The following is a 20816-nucleotide window of genomic DNA, read 5'->3' as shown; positions in this document are numbered from 1 at the left end:
GTTTGCATCGTATATTTACTAGGCATCGTAAATTGTACGCGCCACTTACCATCGTCTTGTTGCATACTGACTGGTGCTGTCATGGCAATTTTTTGTGACTCATTATCACTTTCTTTGTTATTAGCTTGCATCGTGACAGGTGCCGTCATACTAATTTTACTACTGTCTCCACTTGGTGCTGTGTTATTACCAAAAATATAGTCCGCTAAAACCTTAAATCCTTCACGACTTGCTGAGTCTTGGTCACCACTCACCCACGTTTGCGCCACTAGCTGCTCATCGTAGCGACGCAACTCAAAGTCATCTACTTGGGTCAATACTGTGTATTTCGGCTCTTCGGTTGCCATAGCTCCTCCTGATATCAATAATGAACCACTCAATAATAAGTAAGCTGTCTTTTTCATATTATGTCTCCAGCATCTAAAAGCATGATGTGGCAATGATTATTACCTCACCTGTATAACTTCTACTGTATCAATAGACCTCTAGCACTGTCTGTGTCTTTTGGCGTGCTATCTGTATTTTTTAGTTATGGTAAAGCGGTATTGACCAAAGTGTATATTGAGCGTATATCGATGACACCTAATAACTATAGCTAGAGAACGCTAAAAAGAGTACAAGGCCGCCAACTGAAAACTGTACAAGTAGTACATTTAGGAAGAGTAACGCCGCAGCAGTTCAGTGATTCTCTGACTATATGTCCAAAAAAACCGCTAACAATGCTATAATTAGCGCCATTTTCATAGCTTAAATAGCGGTTATCATATGCAATTTGTCTTACATAAAACGGCCAGCGGTGCAACGCGTGCACGCCGTGGTACGGTTCATCTCAATCATGGCGACGTGCAAACGCCCGCCTTTATGCCAGTTGGTACTTATGGTACGGTCAAAGGCATGCTGCCACGTGATATCGAAGCCATCGGTGCTGATATTATTCTAGGTAATACCTTCCATTTATGGTTACGTCCAGGTACCGAAGTCATTGATAAATTTGGTGGCCTGCATAAGTTCATGCATTGGGACAAGCCGATCTTGACCGATTCGGGCGGTTTCCAAGTATTTAGCCTTGGCGCAATGCGTAAAATCACCGAAGAAGGCGTCAATTTTAAATCTCCTATCGATGGCGCAAAGGTATTTCTCTCACCAGAAAAATCTATGCAGATTCAGTATAGTTTGAACTCAGACATCGTCATGCAGTTCGATGAGTGTACGCCTTATCCAGCCACTCATGATGAAGCGAAAAAGTCGTTAGAGCTATCATTACGTTGGGGACAACGCTGTATCGATGAGCACAACAGACTAGGCAGTACCAACGCATTATTCGGTATTGTACAAGGCAGTATGTATCCTGATTTGCGTCAGCAGTCACTTGAAGGCCTGTTAGAGATTGGCTTCGATGGTTATGCTATTGGTGGTCTTTCAGTTGGCGAACCTAAAGAAGAGATGATAGATGTCCTAGATTACCTGCCTGATGATATGCCAGCAGATAAGCCGCGTTATCTTATGGGCGTTGGTAAGCCTGAGGATTTAGTTGAAGGTGTACGCCGCGGCGTAGATATGTTCGACTGTGTGATGCCAACGCGTAACGCGCGTAATGGCCATTACTTTGTGACGGGCGATGCAGACAATGCTGGTGTGGTACGTATCCGTAATAGCCAATATCGCAACGATGAAGGCCCATTAGATCCTGAGTGCGACTGCTATACTTGCCAAAACTTTAGCCGTGCTTATCTGTACCATCTTAATAAGTGCAAAGAGATGCTAGGTGCTCAGTTAGCCACTATTCATAATTTACGCTATTACCAACGTTTGATGCAGGGTGTTAGAGATGCTATCGAGCAAGATAAATTTGATGAGTTTGTCGGTGAGTTTTATGCCAAACGCGGTCAAACGGTTCCTGAGTTAAACTTGCGTTAATCCTGTTTAACATTTACGACCGTATAACGGACATCTGTTGAAATAAAAAAGGGCTTAAGAATAATCTTAAGCCCTTTTTACTGTGCTACTTTTATCACTCAATGGTCACCACTTAATGATTCGAATAGTATCCATTTTGACTACTATCCCATCAATGACGTCACAAATACTACAATAACAGCGATTGGCGCGATGAATTTTGCAACGATTTGCCACAGCTGCCATGTACCATTAGATAAACCAAGCTCTTGCTGAATGTTACGTTGATCCATTTTCCAACCAACAAATACAATTGCAGCCAGACCTGTTAGAGGCAATAGGAACTTACTAGTAAGTTTATCTAATGCATCAAAGATACCGTTACCCATAATAGTGAAGTCAGACCATAGGTTGAACGATAGCAATGCTGCAATACCTAGCAACCAGATTACTGTACTTGCCACGATAGTCGATACAGTACGACTCATCGACGTACGCTCTTCTAACAACTCAACGGTTGGCTCAAGTAACGAGATAGATGAAGTAATAGCGGCAAAGGTAATAAGCAAGAAGAACAATGCACCAATGATAGTACCCGCACCCATGCTACCGAAAGCAATTGGCAAGCTTACAAAGATAAGACCAGGACCTGATGCAGGATCTAGACCATTGCTAAAGATGATTGGGAAGATGGCAAGACCAGCAGCCAACGCAATAACCGTATCCAAAATAACAACGGTACGTGCTGTTTTTAGCAAGTTTACTTCACGGCCCAAGTAAGAGCCATAAGCGACCATGATACCCATACCAATTGATAGGGTGAAGAATGCATGGCCTAATGCTGCAAGCATAACATCAGCCGTTAGTTTGCTAAGATCTGGCGTAAATAGGTAAGCAACTGCTTCACCGAATCCACCGTTCATTACGTTGTAACCAACGATAACGAACAGAATCACACCCAATAATGGCATTAAAATCTTAGCTGTTTTTTCGATACCACTTGTCACACCAATACCAACGATGACAGCGGTTAAAATCATAAATACCGTATGCCAGATCGTCAATGTACCAGCTGATGCAAGCATAGCATCAAAGGTTGCAGCAACAGAATCACTGTCTTGACCAGCAAAGCTACCTGTTGCAACTTTAGTGATATAGTTAAGCGCCCAACCACCGATCACACTATAGAACGATAGAATTAAGAAGCCACCCAAAACACCAGTAGCACCAATAATACCCCAACTACGTGACTTACCTTCATTCGCTGCTACGTCTGAAAAAGTATTGACTGGGTTTTTTTGACCACGTCGACCAATTAACCATTCAGCAACTAATATCGGAAAACCGACCAGCGCGATACAGAACAAATAAGCAATAACGAAAGCTGAACCACCGCTTTCGCCAACCATGTATGGAAATTTCCATATGTTTCCTAAACCAACTGCTGAGCCTACTGCTGCCAATACAAAGCCAAAGCTTGAGCTCCATTGGGCATGTTCTTGTTTATTGATAGCCATTTTTTCCGTCCTCGTGCTTCAATTAACGTTACTGATAATCTTCCTTGATCAACATAAATAGTCAGCCTTACCGTTAGACTATTTAGTAAACGCTTCGATGTGAAACGCCCAGCAACATTAAGAAAGAATTGATTACAATATCGTAAACGCTCAGTTTCTGCTAAGCGACCAAAAAAGTCAAGTGCTCATAAATATAAAAAGCCATAACAAATAGTTATGGCTTTCATCTAATTCGCCTTCATTCCATAAGAATTTAGCTGATTAAAAGTATCAAACTCATCATTAATCGAGTTATGCTTTCTTTAGCGCACAACACCGCGGCTGCTATTTTGTAAGGAATCAATAAGTAGCTGAATTTTTGGCTCTTTAGCCAATAGCTCACTATGTAGGACTTCCAACGCTTGTGCAGTAGTCAAACCTGATCTGAAAATCGTACGATACGCTTGACGTAATACATTGATGGTTTCTTTTGACCAACCTTTACGACGCATACCCTCAATATTGAGTCCATGAGCCTTTGCTGGATTGCCAGATACCATTGTAAATGCAGCCACATCTTTTAGAATGAGGCTTGCTCCGCCAATCAAGCTATAGTCATCTACTGTACAAAACTGATGAATACCTGAGTTACCGCCAATGATGGTATGGTCGCCAATAGTCACATGCCCTGCCACACCAACATTGTTGGCCAGTACGTTATGATCGCCAATGACACAATCATGTGCGACATGGGTGTTTACCATCAGTAGATTATGACTGCCAATTTTAGTCAGCTCGCCGTCTTGCGCTGTACCGCGATGTAAGCTGCAGGCTTCACGAATCGTATTGTGATCGCCGATTTCAAGCCAGGTGCGCTCACCTGCATATTTCAAATCTTGAGGATCTTCACCGATACTTGCAAACTGATAAAACTCATTGTGTTGGCCAATACGAGTCAGCTTAGTCACAACCACATGTCTATGCAAAACCGTATGCGCACCAATTGATACTTCATCACCAACGATACAATAGGGCCCGATGATAGCAGTCTCGTCAATCTGCGCGGACGGTGAGATGAGTGCTGTAGGATGAATCTGACTCATAAGATGGGCCCTTGTATCATTTGATGCGAGTAAATAATAAAAAAGTATCGCTATTTCAGTGTTACTAACGAAGCTAATACCAGTTGCGTTGTTGAGAGTTTATATATAACTGTTTATTGTAGCTATAGTGAGCGATTTCAACATCGCTCTTTGTGCAGTATGGCTTATTAAAAACTTAAGCACCCTTCGTGTTAGCAGGTTTTTGCTGCTCTTGGCGTGCAATCATAATTTGCGCACTAGCAGCCAGTTCATCTTCGACATGGACAGTGCAATCAAATTTATAGATACCATGTCTTTGCATCACAGTTTTTGCACGAATGATAAGCTGATCACCAGGAATCACACGGCGTTTAAAACGGACCTTATCCACACCTGCAAACAGATAGAGATAACCGTCTTCTGCCGTCAGCCCTGCACTGATAAAACCAAGCACTCCTGACACCTGCGCCATTGACTCCACCATCAATACCCCTGGCATAATCGGCTCATCAGGAAAGTGACCGTTAAAAAACTCTTCATTAATAGTCACGTTTTTGATGCCAGTAATACACTCGCCTGGCGTACAAGCTACAATACGATCTACCAGCATAAAAGGATAACGATGCGGTAAATAATGCTTAATCGTATGATACGTCAATGGTAGCGTAAGACCTTGCTCAGCCAAGCTTTTAACGTCTTCATCAGTTGGGATATCTATATTGTTATTGCTCATAATGACGCTTCCTTGCTGTGTTTTGAATATCTATTATTTGTTTGTGTTTGCATTAGTTATTGCCTAGCTGACGAAAACGTACAGCAGCACGTCGCCAATTAGCAGTTGGCATTGCAGCCGTACCAGATGAATATGAGCCAGCGGTTTTAATGGATTTGGTTACCATGGTCATACCAGACAGAACAACATCGTCTGTAATCTCAATATGACCTGTGATACCGACAGCGCCGCCTATTATACAGCGCTTACCTATCGTAGTACTACCCGCAATGCCAGTTTGAGCAGCAATAGCAGTACCGTCACCGATACGGACGTTATGGGCAACTTGTACCAAATTATCAATAATCACGTGATTACCAATAACGGTATCATCGATAGCGCCACGATCGATACACGTCTGGCTACCAACTCGTACATAATCACCAATAATGACACGGCCTAACTGGGCAATGCGCTCCCAACCTGTGTTACTAGGATCTTTAGTAGGCGCAAAACCGAACCCTTCAGATCCGATGCTTACTCCTGCATGCAATCTAACGTGATTGCCAATGACACACTCAGGCCCAACAACGACTTGCGACTTAATGACACAATCGGTACCGATACTAGTATTGGCCTCAACCACGACATGAGCATCAAGTGAGCTACGCGCCCCTATTTGTACATTGTCACCAATCACACAAAAAGGACCGATATTGACTTGCTCGCCAATAACAGCACTGTCTGCAATCACAGCACTAGGATGAATTCCGTTAGATAAAGAATGACGTGCAAAAAGCTGACTGGCACTGGCATAAGCCAGGTATGGATTTGAGACGACTAGCGCTATCGCTGAGGTAGGCACCTGGTCACGATATGCTTCCGTTACCAACACTGCCCCTGCGGCACTGCTCGCCAAGCTAGAAATATAGTGAGGATCTGCCAAAAAACTTAACTGCTGCTGACTGGCTGTCGTCAAACTACCGACGCTACTGAATGGTTGACACAATTGCTCAGTATCAATCTCAGCCTTATTAATAATAGGCTGACGCTGCTCAATTCGAGTAATGAGTTGCTCAATCGTTATCATAATGACTATTAATAAAATATGTTTATAAATGAAACGGTCGCCAAAATAACAATGCGTTTTGACGACCTACTAAGCTCTAATGATATTTCCGTCTATTTGAGACAATCTTTGAAACTGCTCAGATAGATGAGAGTAATGTCATTAATTTAGAATGTATTACCAATCTGGAACTGGACTTTTTCAGTCTCATCGCCTTCTTTGTCGCCAAATGGTACCGCGTAACTAAGTGAGATTGGACCAATTGGTGTATACCAAGTGATACCAGCACCTGCACTGTAGCGGAAGTCATTATCTTGGGTCAGTAATGGAACATCTGAGTCATTAAAAGTGCGATCTTCTTTATCAGACGTGTCAAAGACCTGACCACCTTCAGCAAACAATACTGGGCGTACTTGATCTGCCCAATCACCTTTAAACGGCATTGGTAAAATTAGTTCAGCACCAAACGTTGCTAGCGCATTACCACCAACCTCTTCTGCAGTGAAGGTTTGGTTGTCTGGATCATTGACCGCATCAAGATAAACTTGTGATTTAGGTCCTAGAGTAGATGATTCATAACCACGTACTGAGCCATAACCACCAGCATAGAAGTTTTCATAGAACGGTAAATCATTACCATAACCAAGCTTAGTATAACCACGCGCGATCACATCTTTATAAATAGGGTAATATATATTGCCGCTATAAGTTAGCTTTTGGTAATTGGCATCGCCAAGACCGATGGTTGCATCAATCGCATGGCTCATACCTTTGGTAGGGAATACTGGACGGTCTAAAGTACTGTAGTCCCAACCAAACAATAGATTGTAAGTCTGATAATCATTCTTGAAAGTGGCAACACCATCAGTATCAACTTCAGGCGTTTTTGTACCGCCCTCGTCTAGAATCTCTTGAACATTAGATATACCCAGATAACGACCACCACGAACCTTTGTGTTGTCCACATTCAGACCCGCACTCAGACGTTTGGTTTCATCAATAGGATAACTATAATTCAGCGTCGCACCATATGAATCGGTCACATAGTTACTAACGTTGTCGTCATCATATTTGGTTTTGCGATAATAACCGCTGATACCTTGAGAAACACCGTTTTCTGTAAAGTACGGATCGGTATAACCTAGGCTATAAGAGTCACGTGTCTCTGAACGAGAAAGCGCAGCTTTAACACGGTTACCGGTACCCATAAAGTTGTTTTGGGTCAGATCCAATTGGAAAGTCACACCACCACTTTGTGAGTAACCAGCTGCAATCGTTGAGCTACCAGAAGGCTGCTCTTCAACCACATAGTTTACATCAACTTGATCTGGCTGGTTGGGTACTGGCTTAACATCGACAGTGACATTTTTAAAGAAGCCAGTACGCATCAAACGCGTGCGTGACAGCTGAATTTTGTCATTAGAAGACAACGTACCTTCTAACTGGCGCATCTCACGACGTAATACTTCGTCTTGCGTTTTGATATTACCTGTAAAGTTGATACGGCGAACATAAATAGGACGTGCAGGGTCGATATAATAATCGACATCGACCATTTTCGTATCGTCATTGATACGTGGTACTGGTCTGATTTGAGCTAGATAATAGCCTTCGTTACCATAGCGTCTTTTAAGAGAAGCAGTGGTTTCGTCTAGTTTTGCTTGCGAGTATTTTTCATTAGATGCAAAGCTAACCAGCTCTTTTAGCTCACTATTTTCAAAGGTAGGTTTACCTAAAAAGTTCACTTCGCCAAACTGGTATTGTTCGCCTTCGCTTAGGCTAACTTCGATAAACACACTACTTTTGTCTTCGCTGATGTTCAATACGGCATTATCGACTGAAAAACGCACATAACCATCGTTCTGATATAGTGCCTTTAAACTCTCTAGACTGGCAGCCAGTTTTTCTTGAGCGTATCGATCTGACTTAGATAGTAGACGTGTCCACGAAGATTCTTTTACTGCGAAAACATCTTTAATCTCTTCATCACTAAAGTGTTTATTACCAATGATGTTGATATCGACAACTTTAGCAGGCTTGCCTTCTACAAAGCGCACATCAAGTTTCACACGGTTACCATCAAGTACCGTTTGATCTACTTCGATATTACTATTGTAGTAACCTTGACTAATATATTGCTGTTGTAGCTCATTGGCCACGCCTTGCAAAGTAGACTGCTTGAGTACGTCACCAGCAGACAGTCCCGCGTTCTTCAGTCCCTGCTCAAGTCCTTCTTTTGGAATAAGCTTGTTACCTTCAAAGGTTACTTCAGCGATCGTTGGACGCTCAATGACGTCAAATCTTAGCTTGCCACCTTCGACACGGCTTTGAATATCAGCAAAGTTCTCAGTTGCATATAGCGCCTTAATACTGGCAGCTAAGCTACTATCATTCACCGTATCGCCTACCGTAACAGGTAAGACCGGATAGAGGCTATCAGGGGTTAGGCGTTGTAAGCCATTAAAACCGATGTCAGTTACTACAAATTCTGCAGCCTGTACTGGCATACTCATCATCGCTACAACTAACGGCAACCCAGCCGCGCTCATAATTAAAGGCGTACGCATAAACACTATCCGTCAATAAAAAAATTGCTTAAGTTAAGTTAAAAGGCACGTATTGTTTAACCCGTGCGCATAAAGTTATAAACCCATGCAAGGGTAACTCAGAACACTTTATATAAATTGCATCACAAAATAAACTAAAAATTACGATTAGTACAGAGGCTGCGACACAGAGTAGCATGCCTATCATAACAATAATCAGCCTATAATAGGCGTAAAACCATTAGTATATCGTGCTTTATCAGCCATATTGCTCATCAGCCGATCAAAATAGCCGGCTGATGTCATTACCAATTGCTAACACCATGAAACCTGCCAGCAAGAGTAAACCGATATTTAGACCGACCATTTGCACACCTTCAGACAGTGGCTTACCACGAATCAGCTCGATAAAATGATAGACAATATGACCACCATCTAATACTGGAATCGGCAAAAGGTTTAAGACGGCAAGACTCAAGCTAATTAGCGCCGCTGTCGATAATACCATTTGCCAACTGATATCAAAGCTTTGTTTGGCGACCTTAGCAATAGTAATTGGCCCTGATAAATTGTCTAAACCAATCATACCTGACAGCATTTTCCCCATCGAGCTTACCGTCATTACTGCTAGCTGCTCAGTCTTTTCAAACGACTTAACTAACGACTCACTAGGACCGTAGACCACGGTAGTCTTGTAATCATCAGGAATCACAATCTCAGTCTGATCTACCATCGCACCAATCTGTCCGTAATCATTACCCAAGTTGTCTTTTTTACCTTGAGGCATAATCTGCAACTGTACAGACTTATCATCACGCAACACCGTAAAGTTCAATAGCGTTTCAGGATTATCACGGATGATACGTGTGGCAGTAATCCAATCTTCGATTGACTCATTATTAATAGCAGTAATGCGGTCGCCAACCTTTAGACCTTGGCGGCTAGCGGCACCATCGGGAGCCAAACCGCCTACAATCGGCGCAATCTGCGGCTGCCACGGCAACATACCAAAGCTGGTCAGTGCGTCTTTGCCTTGAGCCTTACCTTGCATAAACTGCGTAACTGGTGCTTGATAGGTCTTAGTCGACTGATTGGTTTGGGCGTCTGACTGCAAGGTAATGCTGACATTATCCGTCTCACCCATACGTCCTGCAAGGCGATAGTTAATACCTTCCCATGTCTGCACATCATGTCCATCAATCGCAACAATCTTATCACCGACTGGTAACTGTGCCATTGCAGCAGGCGTATCTGGTAGTACCTGTCCAATCTTAGTCGCCAACTGCTCAGATGGGGTCATAAATAGTACCCAAAATAGCGCGATAGCGATAACAAAATTCATGATAGGGCCAGCTGCAACGATAGCAATTTTCTTGAGCGGATGTTGCCGATTAAACGCAAGGTGCTGCTCATCTTTTGCGACATTACCTTCACGCTCATCTAGCATCTTCACATAACCGCCAAGTGGCAATGCTGAGATACGATAGTCGATGCCGCTCTTTTTACTGGTCCAACCAAAAACTTTAGGACCAAAACCGATAGAGTACGTTAGCACTTTGACACCGCAAAGCCGCGCCACAATATAATGTCCCCACTCGTGTAAGGCAATAAGCGGGCCTAAAACAAATATGGCGGCAAGAAGTGTTAGTAAAAACGTCATGATTTTTTCTCATTATTATCTCTCAGCATTTTTATTAACATCTTCGCTAATATCGTTTATCAATGTCATGTATCAGCTAAGAGACGCTTGCTATGATTATGTCAGCTTTGCTACCAACTTATCAGTCAAGTGGCGTGCAATCTTATCGATTGCCAATATATCTTCTATGTCAGCGGTTTCTTTCAATGGTGGCAGCTGTATGTCATTTAAGGCTTGTTCGTTAATATTAGCAATATCCGTCAAACGAATTTTCCCATCGAGGAACGCCGCCACTGCAATTTCATTTGCCGCATTAAGCACAATAGTAGCTTGTGTTCCAGCTTGCATGGCTTGGCGAGCCAAACGCAGGCAGGCAAATTTTTGTAGATCTGGCTCAATAAACTCTAAACCACTAAGTGCGAATAAATCTAATGGCTGCGAGCCACTATCAATCCGATCAGGGTAACTCAGCGCGTGCGCAATGGGCGTTTTCATGTCTGGACTACCCAACTGCGCCAAAAAGCTGCCATCGCTATATTCTACCATTGAGTGAATGATACTTTGTGGATGAATAACCACATTTATCTTATCTTCAGGCAAGTCAAATAAGTGACAGGCTTCTATCAGCTCAAGCCCCTTGTTCATCATCGTCGCCGAATCGACGGATATCTTTTGACCCATTGACCAATTCGGATGTTTGACCGCTTCTGCGACGCTTGCCTGCTGCATCTGCTCAAACGACTGCTGCAAAAATGGCCCACCAGAAGCTGTTAACCACAGTTTGCGGACACCATGATTTGACTGATGGATTTGCGTATTGTCTTGCTGAATAGCAAGTGGCAAGCACTGAAAAATAGCATTGTGTTCAGAATCCAGCGGCAGCAAAGTGGCTTTATGCGTCTTGACCGCATCGATCATGACCTTACCTGCCATAACTAAAGCTTCTTTGTTGGCCAATAAGATACGTTTGCCTGCACGTGCTGCTGCCAATGTAGACGGCAACCCTGCCGCCCCTACAATCGCTGCTACCACCGTATCAGTCTGCGAGTCAGTAGCGATATCTACCAATCCTGCCTCGCCTCCTACGACATCACTAGCAATCCCTGCGGCTTTAAGCCTGTTAGCAAAATCATCCACGGCTGACGTCGGCACACTGACGCGTTTCGGCAAAAACTGCTGACAAAGTGCAAATAGCTTATCTAAGCGATGATAGCCTGACAAAGCATAGACTTCATAAGTGTGCGGTTGCGCCGCTAATATTGCTAAAGTGCTATCGCCAATCGAGCCTGTCGCGCCTAGTACGGCGATGCGTTGCGTCATAACCATCAATGCCCATGATACTTAAAAATAATAAAAATAAAATATCGTCTGTTAACTATAAAATCACTGCTCTGATAACTTCGCTTGTCATACCAACGCATTGCTCGCTGTCTGACTTATACCAACATTATGGTGGACTGACTACAGAACAGGTTTAAATAGAACAGTGCTGCTATAAACCTTATACCACTATCAAACCAAGCTGCTGTATCGCCCAAAAACCAAGGGCAAATATCGGTGTGGCAGACAACAGAGAATCGATACGATCAAGGATACCACCATGACCTGGCAAGATAGTGCCTGAATCTTTTACATCAGCACGGCGCTTGAGCATTGACTCAAACAAGTCTCCAAGTACAGAGGCAAGAATAGTGATGGCCGATAACGCTACAAATGCGATTAACGGTACACCGGTCAGCTGTAATTTAAAGACGCTGATAGCTATCACAACTAACAGCCCTGTGACGAGGCCACCAGCCAACCCTTCCATGCTCTTATTGGGCGAAACATTGGGTGCCATTTTTCGGCGACCAAGCTTGCGTCCAACGAAATATGCGCCACTATCTGCACACCATACTAATAAGAACACATACAGCAGCCACCATGCCGACAGTTGCCAGAGATAGAACATCGCCGTGATAGATGCCGTCAAAATAACCGCGCCCATCATTGCCAGCTGGTTGCCGTACCACCTCGTTTGTGTCGGGAAAACTCGAACCCAAGACAGCGCCATCAGCCATATTACTAACGAAGCCACCCACCAAAACAACCAAGTTACCTTGAACATCAGTGAGAGTATAGTAAGCGCTAAAATCAATAGAACGAATACCGCAGGCTGGCGCCACTTAGGCATCAATTTAGCCCACTCATGAGCGGCGATAATGACCCCAATGGCCAACAGTGGTGCAAATAAAATAGGCGTTTGGCTCGCAAACATTGCAATACCAACGATAATAACGAGAACAATTGCCGTCTTAATTCGTTGCCACATACTTATCGAGCCTTATAATAATGAAGAACAGATGGTCAAAAAATGCATTATAGCAGCTAACTAACGATGGCCTAGTGATAGCATTCAATACTAATTCAAGCCGTTTATCATTGCATAAACCAACCCTATTGACCAGTTATACAATACTAACTGAACTGAACCGACTAAACTTATCTATCAACTCATTGCTCAGTGACCTTGCTGCTCTACCACTACCTGCTCGCTGGTTTTGCCAAAACGGCGTTGGCGTTTAGCAAACTCTGCGATCATCAAAGCCAGCTCTTCTGCTGTAAAATTTGGCCATAATGTGGGAGTGAAAAACAGCTCAGCATAAGCAGATTGCCACAATAAGAAATTAGAAATACGATACTCGCCGCCCGTACGTACCAGCATATCTACTGCCGGGGTATCAGCTAATTGCACGTAGTTACCTAACAGCTCTTCATTGACATCTTCAGCTTTTAATTCGCCAGCTTGCACTTGCTGAGCCAGCTGTTTTGCTGCATTTGCGATATCCCACTGCCCACCGTAGCTAATCGCAATTACCAGCGTCATCGCATCAAACTCTGCCGTCTTTTCTTCCGCATCAGCCATTAGCGTTTGTAATGACTCACTAAGTTGACTGCGATCACCGATGAAACGCAAGCGAATACGATACTCATTCATACGCGGCATTTGCTCATGAATCGTCGATGTGAGCAGCTGCATCAACAGTGCCACTTCACTAGGCGGTCTCTGCCAATTTTCACTAGAAAATGCAAATACGGTCAGCACTTCAATGCCTGTATTGACACAATACTCAACGATAGGATCGAGCGCGTCTTTGCCAGCCACATGCCCTTGACCGTGGCCCAAATCATTGGCCTTACCATAGCGATTATTACCATCCATAATGATGGCGATATGACGAGGAAGAATAGCGGGCGCCAAAACGGCTGAAGTGGACATAGGCGAACTTGCTTATTGTTGAGGTAAAATAATAATAAAGTGTGCAACAGCGATTAAAAAGCGCCATTTATATAATTCACTAACTTATCACAATTGCGTCGTTAGTTTTCAGTGCTCAGAATGCGATGAATCCAGTTCAATCAATCACATCTTTGGCTTGCCTTGAGATGGCTTCATATAGTTGATTCAGTTTAAAAGAGAGACAAGGCAACCGAGTGCAGATGTAACTGTGATACTTTAAGCGAGGTTAACGCTGTCACTCTTTTATAAAGGATTGACTATATCAGTCTACACAATAATAAACAGCCAATAGCTACAAAGTATTGGCTGCTCAATTACAGATAATCTACCGAACTGATTCTTGCTATAAATGACAAGTATATTAGTCTTAAACTTCCATCAAATCGCTTTCTTTTTTGCTTAAGCGAGCATCGATTGTTTCGATATACTTGTCAGTGATTTTTTGGATGTCATCGTTAGCACGGCGCTCATCATCTTCTGAGATTTCTTTCTCTTTGGCTAACTCTTTGATGTCATTCATCATATCACGGCGGATATTACGGATAGACACACGGCTGCTCTCTGCTTCTCCGCGAGCAAGTTTTTGCATATCGCGGCGGGTGTCTTCGGTCAACGCTGGCATTGGCACACGAATCACATCAGCCGTCATCGGGTTTAGGCCCAAATCTGCTTCGCGAATAGCTTTGTCTACTGCTTGTACCATCGTACGGTCAAACGGTTGAACCAATAACGTACGTGAGTCTTCAACGTTGACGCTGGCTACTTGGTTTAGCGGTGTATCAGAACCATAGTAGCTGACCATCACGCCTGACAACATGCCTGGGTGTGCACGTCCAGTGCGAACTTTACTGAAAGTACTTTCAAGCGCTTCCAATGTTTTTTGCATGCGTGCTTCGCCGTCTTGCTTAATCTCTTTAATCATTGTGTATCCTTATTTATCGTTACCGACAAATTTTTTATTTGCTATTGGGATATTAATTATTTATTGCTAATCGTTAGCTATTTACTGACGTTAATTACCAGTATCGCATCAATTAATGAAAAACTCGTGTACCTTCATTTTCACCCATAATGACATTCAACAATGCATTAGGCTTAGTCATGTCAAACACTTGTAGCGGTACGTTATGCTCACGGCATAATGCGATAGCCGTTAAATCCATGACGCCTAGCTTTTGCTCTAGTACTTCATCAAAAGTCAGACCATCATATTTGACTGCATCGTCATGCAGACTTGGGTCTTTGTCATAAACGCCATCGACCTTAGTCGCTTTTAAAATCAAACCAGCTTCGATTTCGATACCGCGCAAACATGCAGCGGTGTCAGTGGTAAAGAATGGGTTGCCCGTACCTGCGACAAAGATACAAACTTCACCGTTTTTAAGATAACGAATGGCATTACGACTGCTATAGCTTTCGGTGACTTCACCAATTGGCAATGCAGACATCAAGCGAGTTTTTATGTTGCGACGCTCAAGCGCATCACGCATCGCCAGTCCGTTCATAACGGTCGCTAGCATGCCCATCTGATCACCAGTAACACGGCCAACCAGACCTTCTTTTTGTAATTGCGCACCGCGATATAAGTTACCACCACCGACCACGATACCAACTTGGACACCAAGTCCACGCAAGTGAGCGATAGACAAGCTCATTTTATCAAGCACTTCGGTATCAATACCCATGTCTTTACTACCAGCTAAGGCTTCACCGGAGAGTTTTAGCAAGATACGAGCGTAACGCGGGTTTTTGTCAGACATGAGGTCACCTTGTTATCATGAAATTATAAAGAAAATTATCGGTAAAATACAAATCGAGTTTGGCCACAACGCCACACTTACAGCTAAGCGTATTAAAAAGGCTAAATTGCGCTAATTGTAGCAAAAACTGCCCGCCATTGGGCAATTTTCACTCGCATATCTTATTGGATATCTAGCCTTGATAACTGGCGAATAGATCGTATTCGCTAGCATCGTCGATAGTCACGGTTAAGAACTGCCCTACTTTGACTTGAGCGTTGATGTCATCAACATAGACATGACCATCAATTTCAGGTGCATCAGCATAGCTACGGCAAATAGCAATATTTTCATCGCTATCAATTTCATCGACCAATACCGTTAAAGTCTTGCCGACTTTTTCTTGTAGCTTTTGCGCTGAAATATCTTGCTGTAGCGCCATTAAACGCTCATAGCGAGATTGCTTGACGTCTTCAGGCACATGATCAGGCAAGTCATTGGCCACTGCGCCTTCTACTTCTGAATAAGTAAATGCGCCCACGCGATCGAGGCGTGCTTCAACTAACCAGTCAAGCAAGCACTGAAAATCTTCTTCTGTTTCGCCAGGGAAGCCAACCACAAAGGTCGAACGAATCACGATATCAGGACAGATATCACGCCACGCTTTGATACGAGCCAAGGTGTTTTCGCTATGCGCAGGACGTTTCATCGCCTTTAGGATACGATGGCTGGCATGCTGGAACGGAATGTCCAGATAAGGCAGTAGTTTCTTCTCAGCCATCAACTCAACGACTTTGTCTACGTGTGGATACGGATAGACATAATGCAGGCGTACCCAAATGCCCAAATCGTTCAATGCTTGGCATAAGTCATAAAACTTAGACTTGAGCGGCATGCCATTCCAAAAGCTGGTCTTGTACTTTAGGTCAAGGCCATATGCCGAGGTATCTTGCGAGATGATAAGTAACTCTTTCACGCCAGCTTTTTTGAGCGCCAGTGCTTCGTTCATCACATTATCAATCGGGCGCGATACCAAATCACCGCGCAAGCTTGGAATAATGCAGAACGTACAACGGTGATTACAGCCTTCTGATATTTTTAGATAAGCATAATGGCTTGGGGTCAGTTTGATACCCGCTTCATTAATCAAATCTATTTTTGGATCATAGTTGGCGTCCTGACTGCGATTTGGCTTAGGCACATGCTGCGCCACTGCCGTAATCACTTCGTCATAGGCATGCGCGCCCGTCACTGCTAGTACAGCCGGATGCATCTCACGGATTTTGTCCGCTTCTTTGCCCAGACAGCCAGTGACAATCACTTTACCATTTTTGCTAATGGCCTCGCCGATCGCATCAAGTGACTCTTGTACCGCTGACTCAATAAAGCCGCAAGTGTTTACCACGACCAAGTCAGCACCATCATAATCACTGGCCACTTGATAGCCGTCACGGCTTAGCTCAGTGATAATACGCTCACTATCTACCAATGCTTTTGGACAACCTAGTGACACAAAACCAATCTTTGGCGCCGCACTAACTGGCATCGTAGCAGTCGCATTGGCAGTCGTAACATCACTGCTTTGGGCTACACTACGGTTCTGATTGTGATTGGCTTTATGATGGTAAGGTTGTTTAGCATCTGTTTGACTGACATCTGCCTGACTCTGCGCTTGTACTATGGTAGGCGCGGCAGGATTGAAGATAGTGGCAGTGTCTTTTACGGCAGATAGAGGAGCTGTTGCTGTCGTATTCACTGACTCGGTAGAAGTTTTGGACATGGCTGACCTTGCTAGAGATAAATTGGCTGAGCGCATTGTACGTTTTTTTTGCAAAAATCACCAGTTTTGCCGCTCTATAGTCTTGATTTGTGGTTAAATATTATCTCAAGCATCTGACTTTTTTGGGCCCTACTGATGAACGCTGATTTTATAACCGCCAAAACAACCCCTGACCTCGCATTTATATCTCAGCATTTATTCACCGCTATTTTATGGGTTAACGATGAGCTATCAATCACACGGTTGAATGCTCAAGCCGAGCAGCTACTCGCCATTAGTAGCGGCAGACTAATCAATCAATCAATATTGACACTGCTCGCACCTGATGAATTAAAGACTAAAGATACTGCATTTATCGATAATGATAGTGGTGATATAAATGAAAACGAGGCTTCGAGCGAGCCAGCATATTCGTTGACGGAGCGCTTTGTGCAAGCGCAGAACTATCAGCAGCCTTTTATCGATCATGACCACATCATAAAAACACCGTTAAACGGTAATTTATCATTGTCAGTCGACTATAGCGTCACACCAGTCATCTATGAACAGCAGCCTTATTTTATTATCGAGATGTGGGGTAAAGATCGGCAAAGTCGTATTTCTGAGGAGCAGCGTCAACAGCAGCAATACACAGTTGCCCGTCATATGCTACGCTCGGTAGCACACGAAATAAAGAACCCTCTTGCTGGTATTCGCGGGGCAGCCCAACTGTTGCAACGGCAGTTTATTAAATTCAGCGACGCATCTACCACTAGCACCTCTAGTGTTGATAATGCTTTGACAACTACTAACATTGACGCGCAGCATGATTTGCAAAAAATGAATCAAAAACTGCGCAACTATACGGACATTATTATTTCAGAGACTGATCGGTTAACCCATCTTATTGGGCAGCTTCTGGGTTCCAATCAACTGCCAAACTGGCAAACGCTCAATATCCATGAGCCTTTAGAGCATGTCTTAACCTTAGTGACCAATCAGTATCCACAGGTAGTGTTACAGCGTGATTATGATTTATCATTGCCAGAGTTGTGTGCAGATAAGGATCAGCTGATTCAAGTGTTTTTAAACCTTATTAATAATGCTTGTGAGTCGATGACTGAGTTCGAACAAACGCTACAACAGAATAAAATCTCAGAGTCTCAAGAATCACCACAATCTGCCATACAAACTGAGGGCAATTCTGATTATCAACCGACATTGCATATTCAAACGCGGGTTGCCTTTCAGCATACGATCGTCGGGCAGCAGCACAAGCAAGTGATGCAAATTACTATTACTGATAATGGCTCAGGTATTGATCCAGCATTGATCGGTCAGATATTTTTCCCAATGGTCACTAGCCGTGCAGCCGGTACAGGTCTTGGATTATCCATCGTCCAAGATATTATCAGTCATCATCATGGTATGATTGATGTGAGCTCGACAAAAGAGCAAGAAGATAAGCAAACCCGATTTACGCTATATCTACCATTTACTCAACCCATCACTGAGACATAAAATAAATTATGAATTAAAGGCTGCTAAGTTTCATAACGCCAACTCCCAATCCCCAACTTACCATCAATAATTGCTGATTAGGCCCAATACATGACTGAATATAGCGACGACCTCCAACCTAAAAGCGATGATCAATCACCACAATCACAAATAGTAACTGTGAATAATGCACCCAGCGACCACCCTGCAACATTGTGGTTAATCGATGACGATGCAGCCCTACGTATGGTGTTGGCCGACACGTTTGAAGATGCTGGATTGACCGTTATCAGTTTTACTCAAGCACAAGCAGCATGGACTCGCCTTAACGATGTGTTAAAACAGCAAGAGTCAGCTGAGCAATTACCTGACGTCATACTGACCGATATTCGTATGCCAATGATGGATGGATTGTCTTTTAGCGACTGGGTCCATCAGCATTTCCCCAAAATGCCAATCGTAATTATGACGGCACATTCAGACCTGACCTCTGCTATCAATAGCTATCAGACTGGTGCTTTTGAATACCTGCCCAAGCCTTTTGACTTAGATGATGCAGTTGCAACGATTTATAAAGCCATCAATTATCAGCCCAATTTAGAAACAACGACTGTTTCCCTTTCTGATGAACCCAATACCAATACAACGTCTGACACGTCTACCGAAGACCTGATAAAACCTAAAGCCGCATCTTCTAGTAAGACAACCAAAGACAATAAGAACAAAAGTGCCGGCGTAACCAAAGATAATGGGAACCCTAGCGGCATCATTGGACAGTCTCCAGCCATGCAAACGGTGTTTCGTGCTATTGGCAGGCTGGCACAATCTCCCATTTCCGTCTTAATCACTGGTGAGTCTGGAACAGGTAAAGAATTGGTGGCCAGTGCATTGCACCAACACTCTCCGCGTAAACAGCAACCATTTATTGCGCTTAATATGGCAGCCATACCACATGACTTGATCGAGTCTGAGCTATTTGGTCACGAAAAAGGCGCGTTCACTGGTGCAACGACGATGCGTCAAGGCCGTTTTGAGCAGGCAGATGGCGGTACTCTATTTTTAGATGAAATCGGTGACATGCCTTTTAGCACTCAGACACGGCTGTTACGCGTACTGGCCAATGGTGAGTTTTATCGTGTTGGTGGTCAGCAGCCAATCAAGGTCGACGTGCGTATCATCGCAGCCACCCACCAAAACTTAGAAGAGCTGGTAAAACAAAGCCGATTCCGCGAAGACTTATTTTATCGCCTCAATGTCATTCGATTACCCCTACCACCATTACGTACACGTCCTGAAGACATTCCTGCATTAGCCCTCTACTTTATGCAGTCTGCCGCAGAGCAAATGAGTACTACCCCGAAGCATCTCCATCCTGCCGCATTGCAAATTATGCAGACGTTTGACTGGCGCGGTAATGTGCGTCAATTAGAAAACGTCTGCTTGTGGCTCACGGTGATGGCCACTGGTGATACGGTGATGGCGACAGACTTGCCACCAGAGCTACTTGAAAACATCTCACCTAATACGGTGCTTTATGAAGAGCATGGCTCATTGAAGGAAGATGCTCAAGAGCATTTGGCACAAAGCAGCGATGTACTAAAAGGCAGTGCGTTAAATAATCATCAAAATGATCGAAGTAACCAGTTGCCTAAAAGCCAAAGTTGGCAGCAAGCATTGGCTGATTGGGCTGAGCAGTCGCTAAACACGGGCGAAACTGATATTCTGCAAACAGCAACTCCTGAGTTCGAGCGCGTTTTATTGACAGCAGCACTCAATCATAGCGGTGGTAAAAAGATAGAAGCAGCAAGCTTACTCGGCTGGGGACGCAATACTCTGACACGCAAATTGCAGCAGTTGGAGATTTCTGCCCCAAGAGTACCCACTAAAGAATAAATAAACGCATAAAACACGATATTAAATTATTATTAATATCAATTACTTAAAATTAATATCGAAAATATTCAAAAATAATTGCAAATAGGGGTTGCCAAACAATTAAAACTCTATATAATAGCCAACCACTGAGACGCACTACCGAATCAGTTAACTATTTAGATAGCATTTGAGTTTAATTGCTTTTGATGATAGAGTAACGAAA

General features: G+C 43.5%; 16 protein-coding genes. 3 read left to right on the top strand and 13 right to left on the bottom strand.

Annotated elements, in window-relative coordinates; translation table 11 throughout:
* On the bottom strand, nt 1-404 hold a 404-nt coding region (locus B2863_RS03420; protein WP_296207510.1), incomplete at its 3' end, for an SOUL family heme-binding protein.
* Nucleotides 405-765: 361 nt separating this feature from the next.
* On the opposite strand from B2863_RS03420, the gene tgt reads away from it, so the two are divergent.
* The gene (gene tgt / locus B2863_RS03415) at nt 766-1917 is read left to right on the top strand and encodes a tRNA guanosine(34) transglycosylase Tgt (RefSeq protein ID WP_296207508.1); all 1152 of its coding nucleotides are present in this window, start codon (nt 766-768) and stop codon (nt 1915-1917) included.
* Between the two features lie 143 nt (nt 1918-2060).
* On the opposite strand, the gene B2863_RS03410 is transcribed toward tgt, so the two are convergent.
* The 12 genes from B2863_RS03410 to rimO all read right to left on the bottom strand — a co-directional run bounded on the left by B2863_RS03410 (nt 2061) and on the right by rimO (nt 17239).
* A complete protein-coding gene (locus tag B2863_RS03410; protein ID WP_191114912.1) occupies nt 2061-3413 on the bottom strand; it encodes a sodium-dependent transporter in 1353 nt (450 codons plus the stop codon).
* Nucleotides 3414-3715: 302 nt separating this feature from the next.
* A complete protein-coding gene (gene lpxA / locus B2863_RS03405) occupies nt 3716-4495 on the bottom strand; it encodes an acyl-ACP--UDP-N-acetylglucosamine O-acyltransferase (protein ID WP_057759135.1) in 780 nt (259 codons plus the stop codon).
* Nucleotides 4496-4670: 175 nt separating this feature from the next.
* Complete coding sequence (gene fabZ, locus B2863_RS03400) at nt 4671-5207, bottom strand: 3-hydroxyacyl-ACP dehydratase FabZ (protein WP_057759133.1); 537 nt, start codon at nt 5205-5207, stop codon at nt 4671-4673.
* A 52-nt stretch (nt 5208-5259) separates the two neighbouring features.
* Nucleotides 5260-6276: a UDP-3-O-(3-hydroxymyristoyl)glucosamine N-acyltransferase gene (gene lpxD, locus B2863_RS03395; RefSeq protein WP_179798710.1), complete on the bottom strand. Its 1017-nt coding sequence runs from the start codon at nt 6274-6276 to the stop codon at nt 5260-5262.
* Nucleotides 6277-6422: 146 nt separating this feature from the next.
* Nucleotides 6423-8822, bottom strand: coding sequence for an outer membrane protein assembly factor BamA (gene bamA / locus B2863_RS03390; RefSeq protein ID WP_296207503.1), 2400 nt, complete (start codon nt 8820-8822; stop codon nt 6423-6425).
* 262 nt (nt 8823-9084) lie between these two features.
* A complete protein-coding gene (gene rseP / locus B2863_RS03385) occupies nt 9085-10461 on the bottom strand; it encodes an RIP metalloprotease RseP (RefSeq protein WP_296207502.1) in 1377 nt (458 codons plus the stop codon).
* A gap of 96 nt (nt 10462-10557) precedes the next feature.
* Nucleotides 10558-11766, bottom strand: coding sequence for a 1-deoxy-D-xylulose-5-phosphate reductoisomerase (gene ispC / locus B2863_RS03380; RefSeq protein ID WP_296207500.1), 1209 nt, complete (start codon nt 11764-11766; stop codon nt 10558-10560).
* Between the two features lie 175 nt (nt 11767-11941).
* Nucleotides 11942-12751: a phosphatidate cytidylyltransferase gene (locus B2863_RS03375; RefSeq protein WP_296207499.1), complete on the bottom strand. Its 810-nt coding sequence runs from the start codon at nt 12749-12751 to the stop codon at nt 11942-11944.
* 189 nt (nt 12752-12940) lie between these two features.
* On the bottom strand, nt 12941-13699 hold the full coding sequence (gene uppS, locus B2863_RS03370; RefSeq protein ID WP_296207497.1) for a polyprenyl diphosphate synthase: 759 nt from the start codon (nt 13697-13699) through the stop codon (nt 12941-12943).
* A 388-nt stretch (nt 13700-14087) separates the two neighbouring features.
* Nucleotides 14088-14642 carry a ribosome recycling factor gene (frr, locus tag B2863_RS03365; RefSeq protein ID WP_296207495.1) on the bottom strand — a complete coding sequence of 185 codons (555 nt, stop codon included), beginning with the start codon at nt 14640-14642 and terminating at the stop codon, nt 14088-14090.
* Between the two features lie 112 nt (nt 14643-14754).
* The gene (pyrH, locus tag B2863_RS03360; protein WP_057759121.1) at nt 14755-15480 is read right to left on the bottom strand and encodes a UMP kinase; all 726 of its coding nucleotides are present in this window, start codon (nt 15478-15480) and stop codon (nt 14755-14757) included.
* 172 nt (nt 15481-15652) lie between these two features.
* On the bottom strand, nt 15653-17239 hold the full coding sequence (gene rimO / locus B2863_RS03355; protein WP_101206179.1) for a 30S ribosomal protein S12 methylthiotransferase RimO: 1587 nt from the start codon (nt 17237-17239) through the stop codon (nt 15653-15655).
* A 135-nt stretch (nt 17240-17374) separates the two neighbouring features.
* Here rimO and B2863_RS03350 point away from each other — a divergent pair, with 135 nt between their 5' ends.
* Together B2863_RS03350 and B2863_RS03345 are read left to right on the top strand one after the other, a co-directional pair.
* Nucleotides 17375-18739, top strand: coding sequence for a two-component system sensor histidine kinase NtrB (locus B2863_RS03350; protein WP_101206180.1), 1365 nt, complete (start codon nt 17375-17377; stop codon nt 18737-18739).
* A gap of 90 nt (nt 18740-18829) precedes the next feature.
* Nucleotides 18830-20611 carry a sigma 54-interacting transcriptional regulator gene (locus tag B2863_RS03345; RefSeq protein WP_101206181.1) on the top strand — a complete coding sequence of 594 codons (1782 nt, stop codon included), beginning with the start codon at nt 18830-18832 and terminating at the stop codon, nt 20609-20611.
* The last annotated feature ends 205 nt before the right edge of the window (nt 20612-20816 follow it).

The organism is Psychrobacter sp. UBA3480, assembly GCF_002377945.1.
GTDB lineage: Bacteria > Pseudomonadota > Gammaproteobacteria > Pseudomonadales > Moraxellaceae > Psychrobacter.
Note: the sequence above shows the minus strand (reverse complement) of the source record. Positions and strands in the feature narration are given on the sequence as shown.

Excerpts from the sequence above, each read along its gene's own strand:
- frr (WP_296207495.1), bottom strand. The coding sequence starts at position 14,642 with ATGATTAAAGAGATTAAGCAAGACGGCGAAGCACGCATGCAAAAAACA.
- lpxD (WP_179798710.1), bottom strand. The coding sequence starts at position 6,276 with ATGATAACGATTGAGCAACTCATTACTCGAATTGAGCAGCGTCAGCCT.
- B2863_RS03410 (WP_191114912.1), bottom strand. The coding sequence starts at position 3,413 with ATGGCTATCAATAAACAAGAACATGCCCAATGGAGCTCAAGCTTTGGC.
- fabZ (WP_057759133.1), bottom strand. The coding sequence starts at position 5,207 with ATGAGCAATAACAATATAGATATCCCAACTGATGAAGACGTTAAAAGC.
- bamA (WP_296207503.1), bottom strand. The coding sequence starts at position 8,822 with ATGCGTACGCCTTTAATTATGAGCGCGGCTGGGTTGCCGTTAGTTGTA.
- B2863_RS03345 (WP_101206181.1), top strand. The coding sequence starts at position 18,830 with ATGACTGAATATAGCGACGACCTCCAACCTAAAAGCGATGATCAATCA.
- lpxA (WP_057759135.1), bottom strand. The coding sequence starts at position 4,495 with ATGAGTCAGATTCATCCTACAGCACTCATCTCACCGTCCGCGCAGATT.
- pyrH (WP_057759121.1), bottom strand. The coding sequence starts at position 15,480 with ATGTCTGACAAAAACCCGCGTTACGCTCGTATCTTGCTAAAACTCTCC.
- rseP (WP_296207502.1), bottom strand. The coding sequence starts at position 10,461 with ATGACGTTTTTACTAACACTTCTTGCCGCCATATTTGTTTTAGGCCCG.
- tgt (WP_296207508.1), top strand. The coding sequence starts at position 766 with ATGCAATTTGTCTTACATAAAACGGCCAGCGGTGCAACGCGTGCACGC.
- rimO (WP_101206179.1), bottom strand. The coding sequence starts at position 17,239 with ATGTCCAAAACTTCTACCGAGTCAGTGAATACGACAGCAACAGCTCCT.
- B2863_RS03375 (WP_296207499.1), bottom strand. The coding sequence starts at position 12,751 with ATGTGGCAACGAATTAAGACGGCAATTGTTCTCGTTATTATCGTTGGT.
- ispC (WP_296207500.1), bottom strand. The coding sequence starts at position 11,766 with ATGGTTATGACGCAACGCATCGCCGTACTAGGCGCGACAGGCTCGATT.
- uppS (WP_296207497.1), bottom strand. The coding sequence starts at position 13,699 with ATGTCCACTTCAGCCGTTTTGGCGCCCGCTATTCTTCCTCGTCATATC.
- B2863_RS03350 (WP_101206180.1), top strand. The coding sequence starts at position 17,375 with ATGAACGCTGATTTTATAACCGCCAAAACAACCCCTGACCTCGCATTT.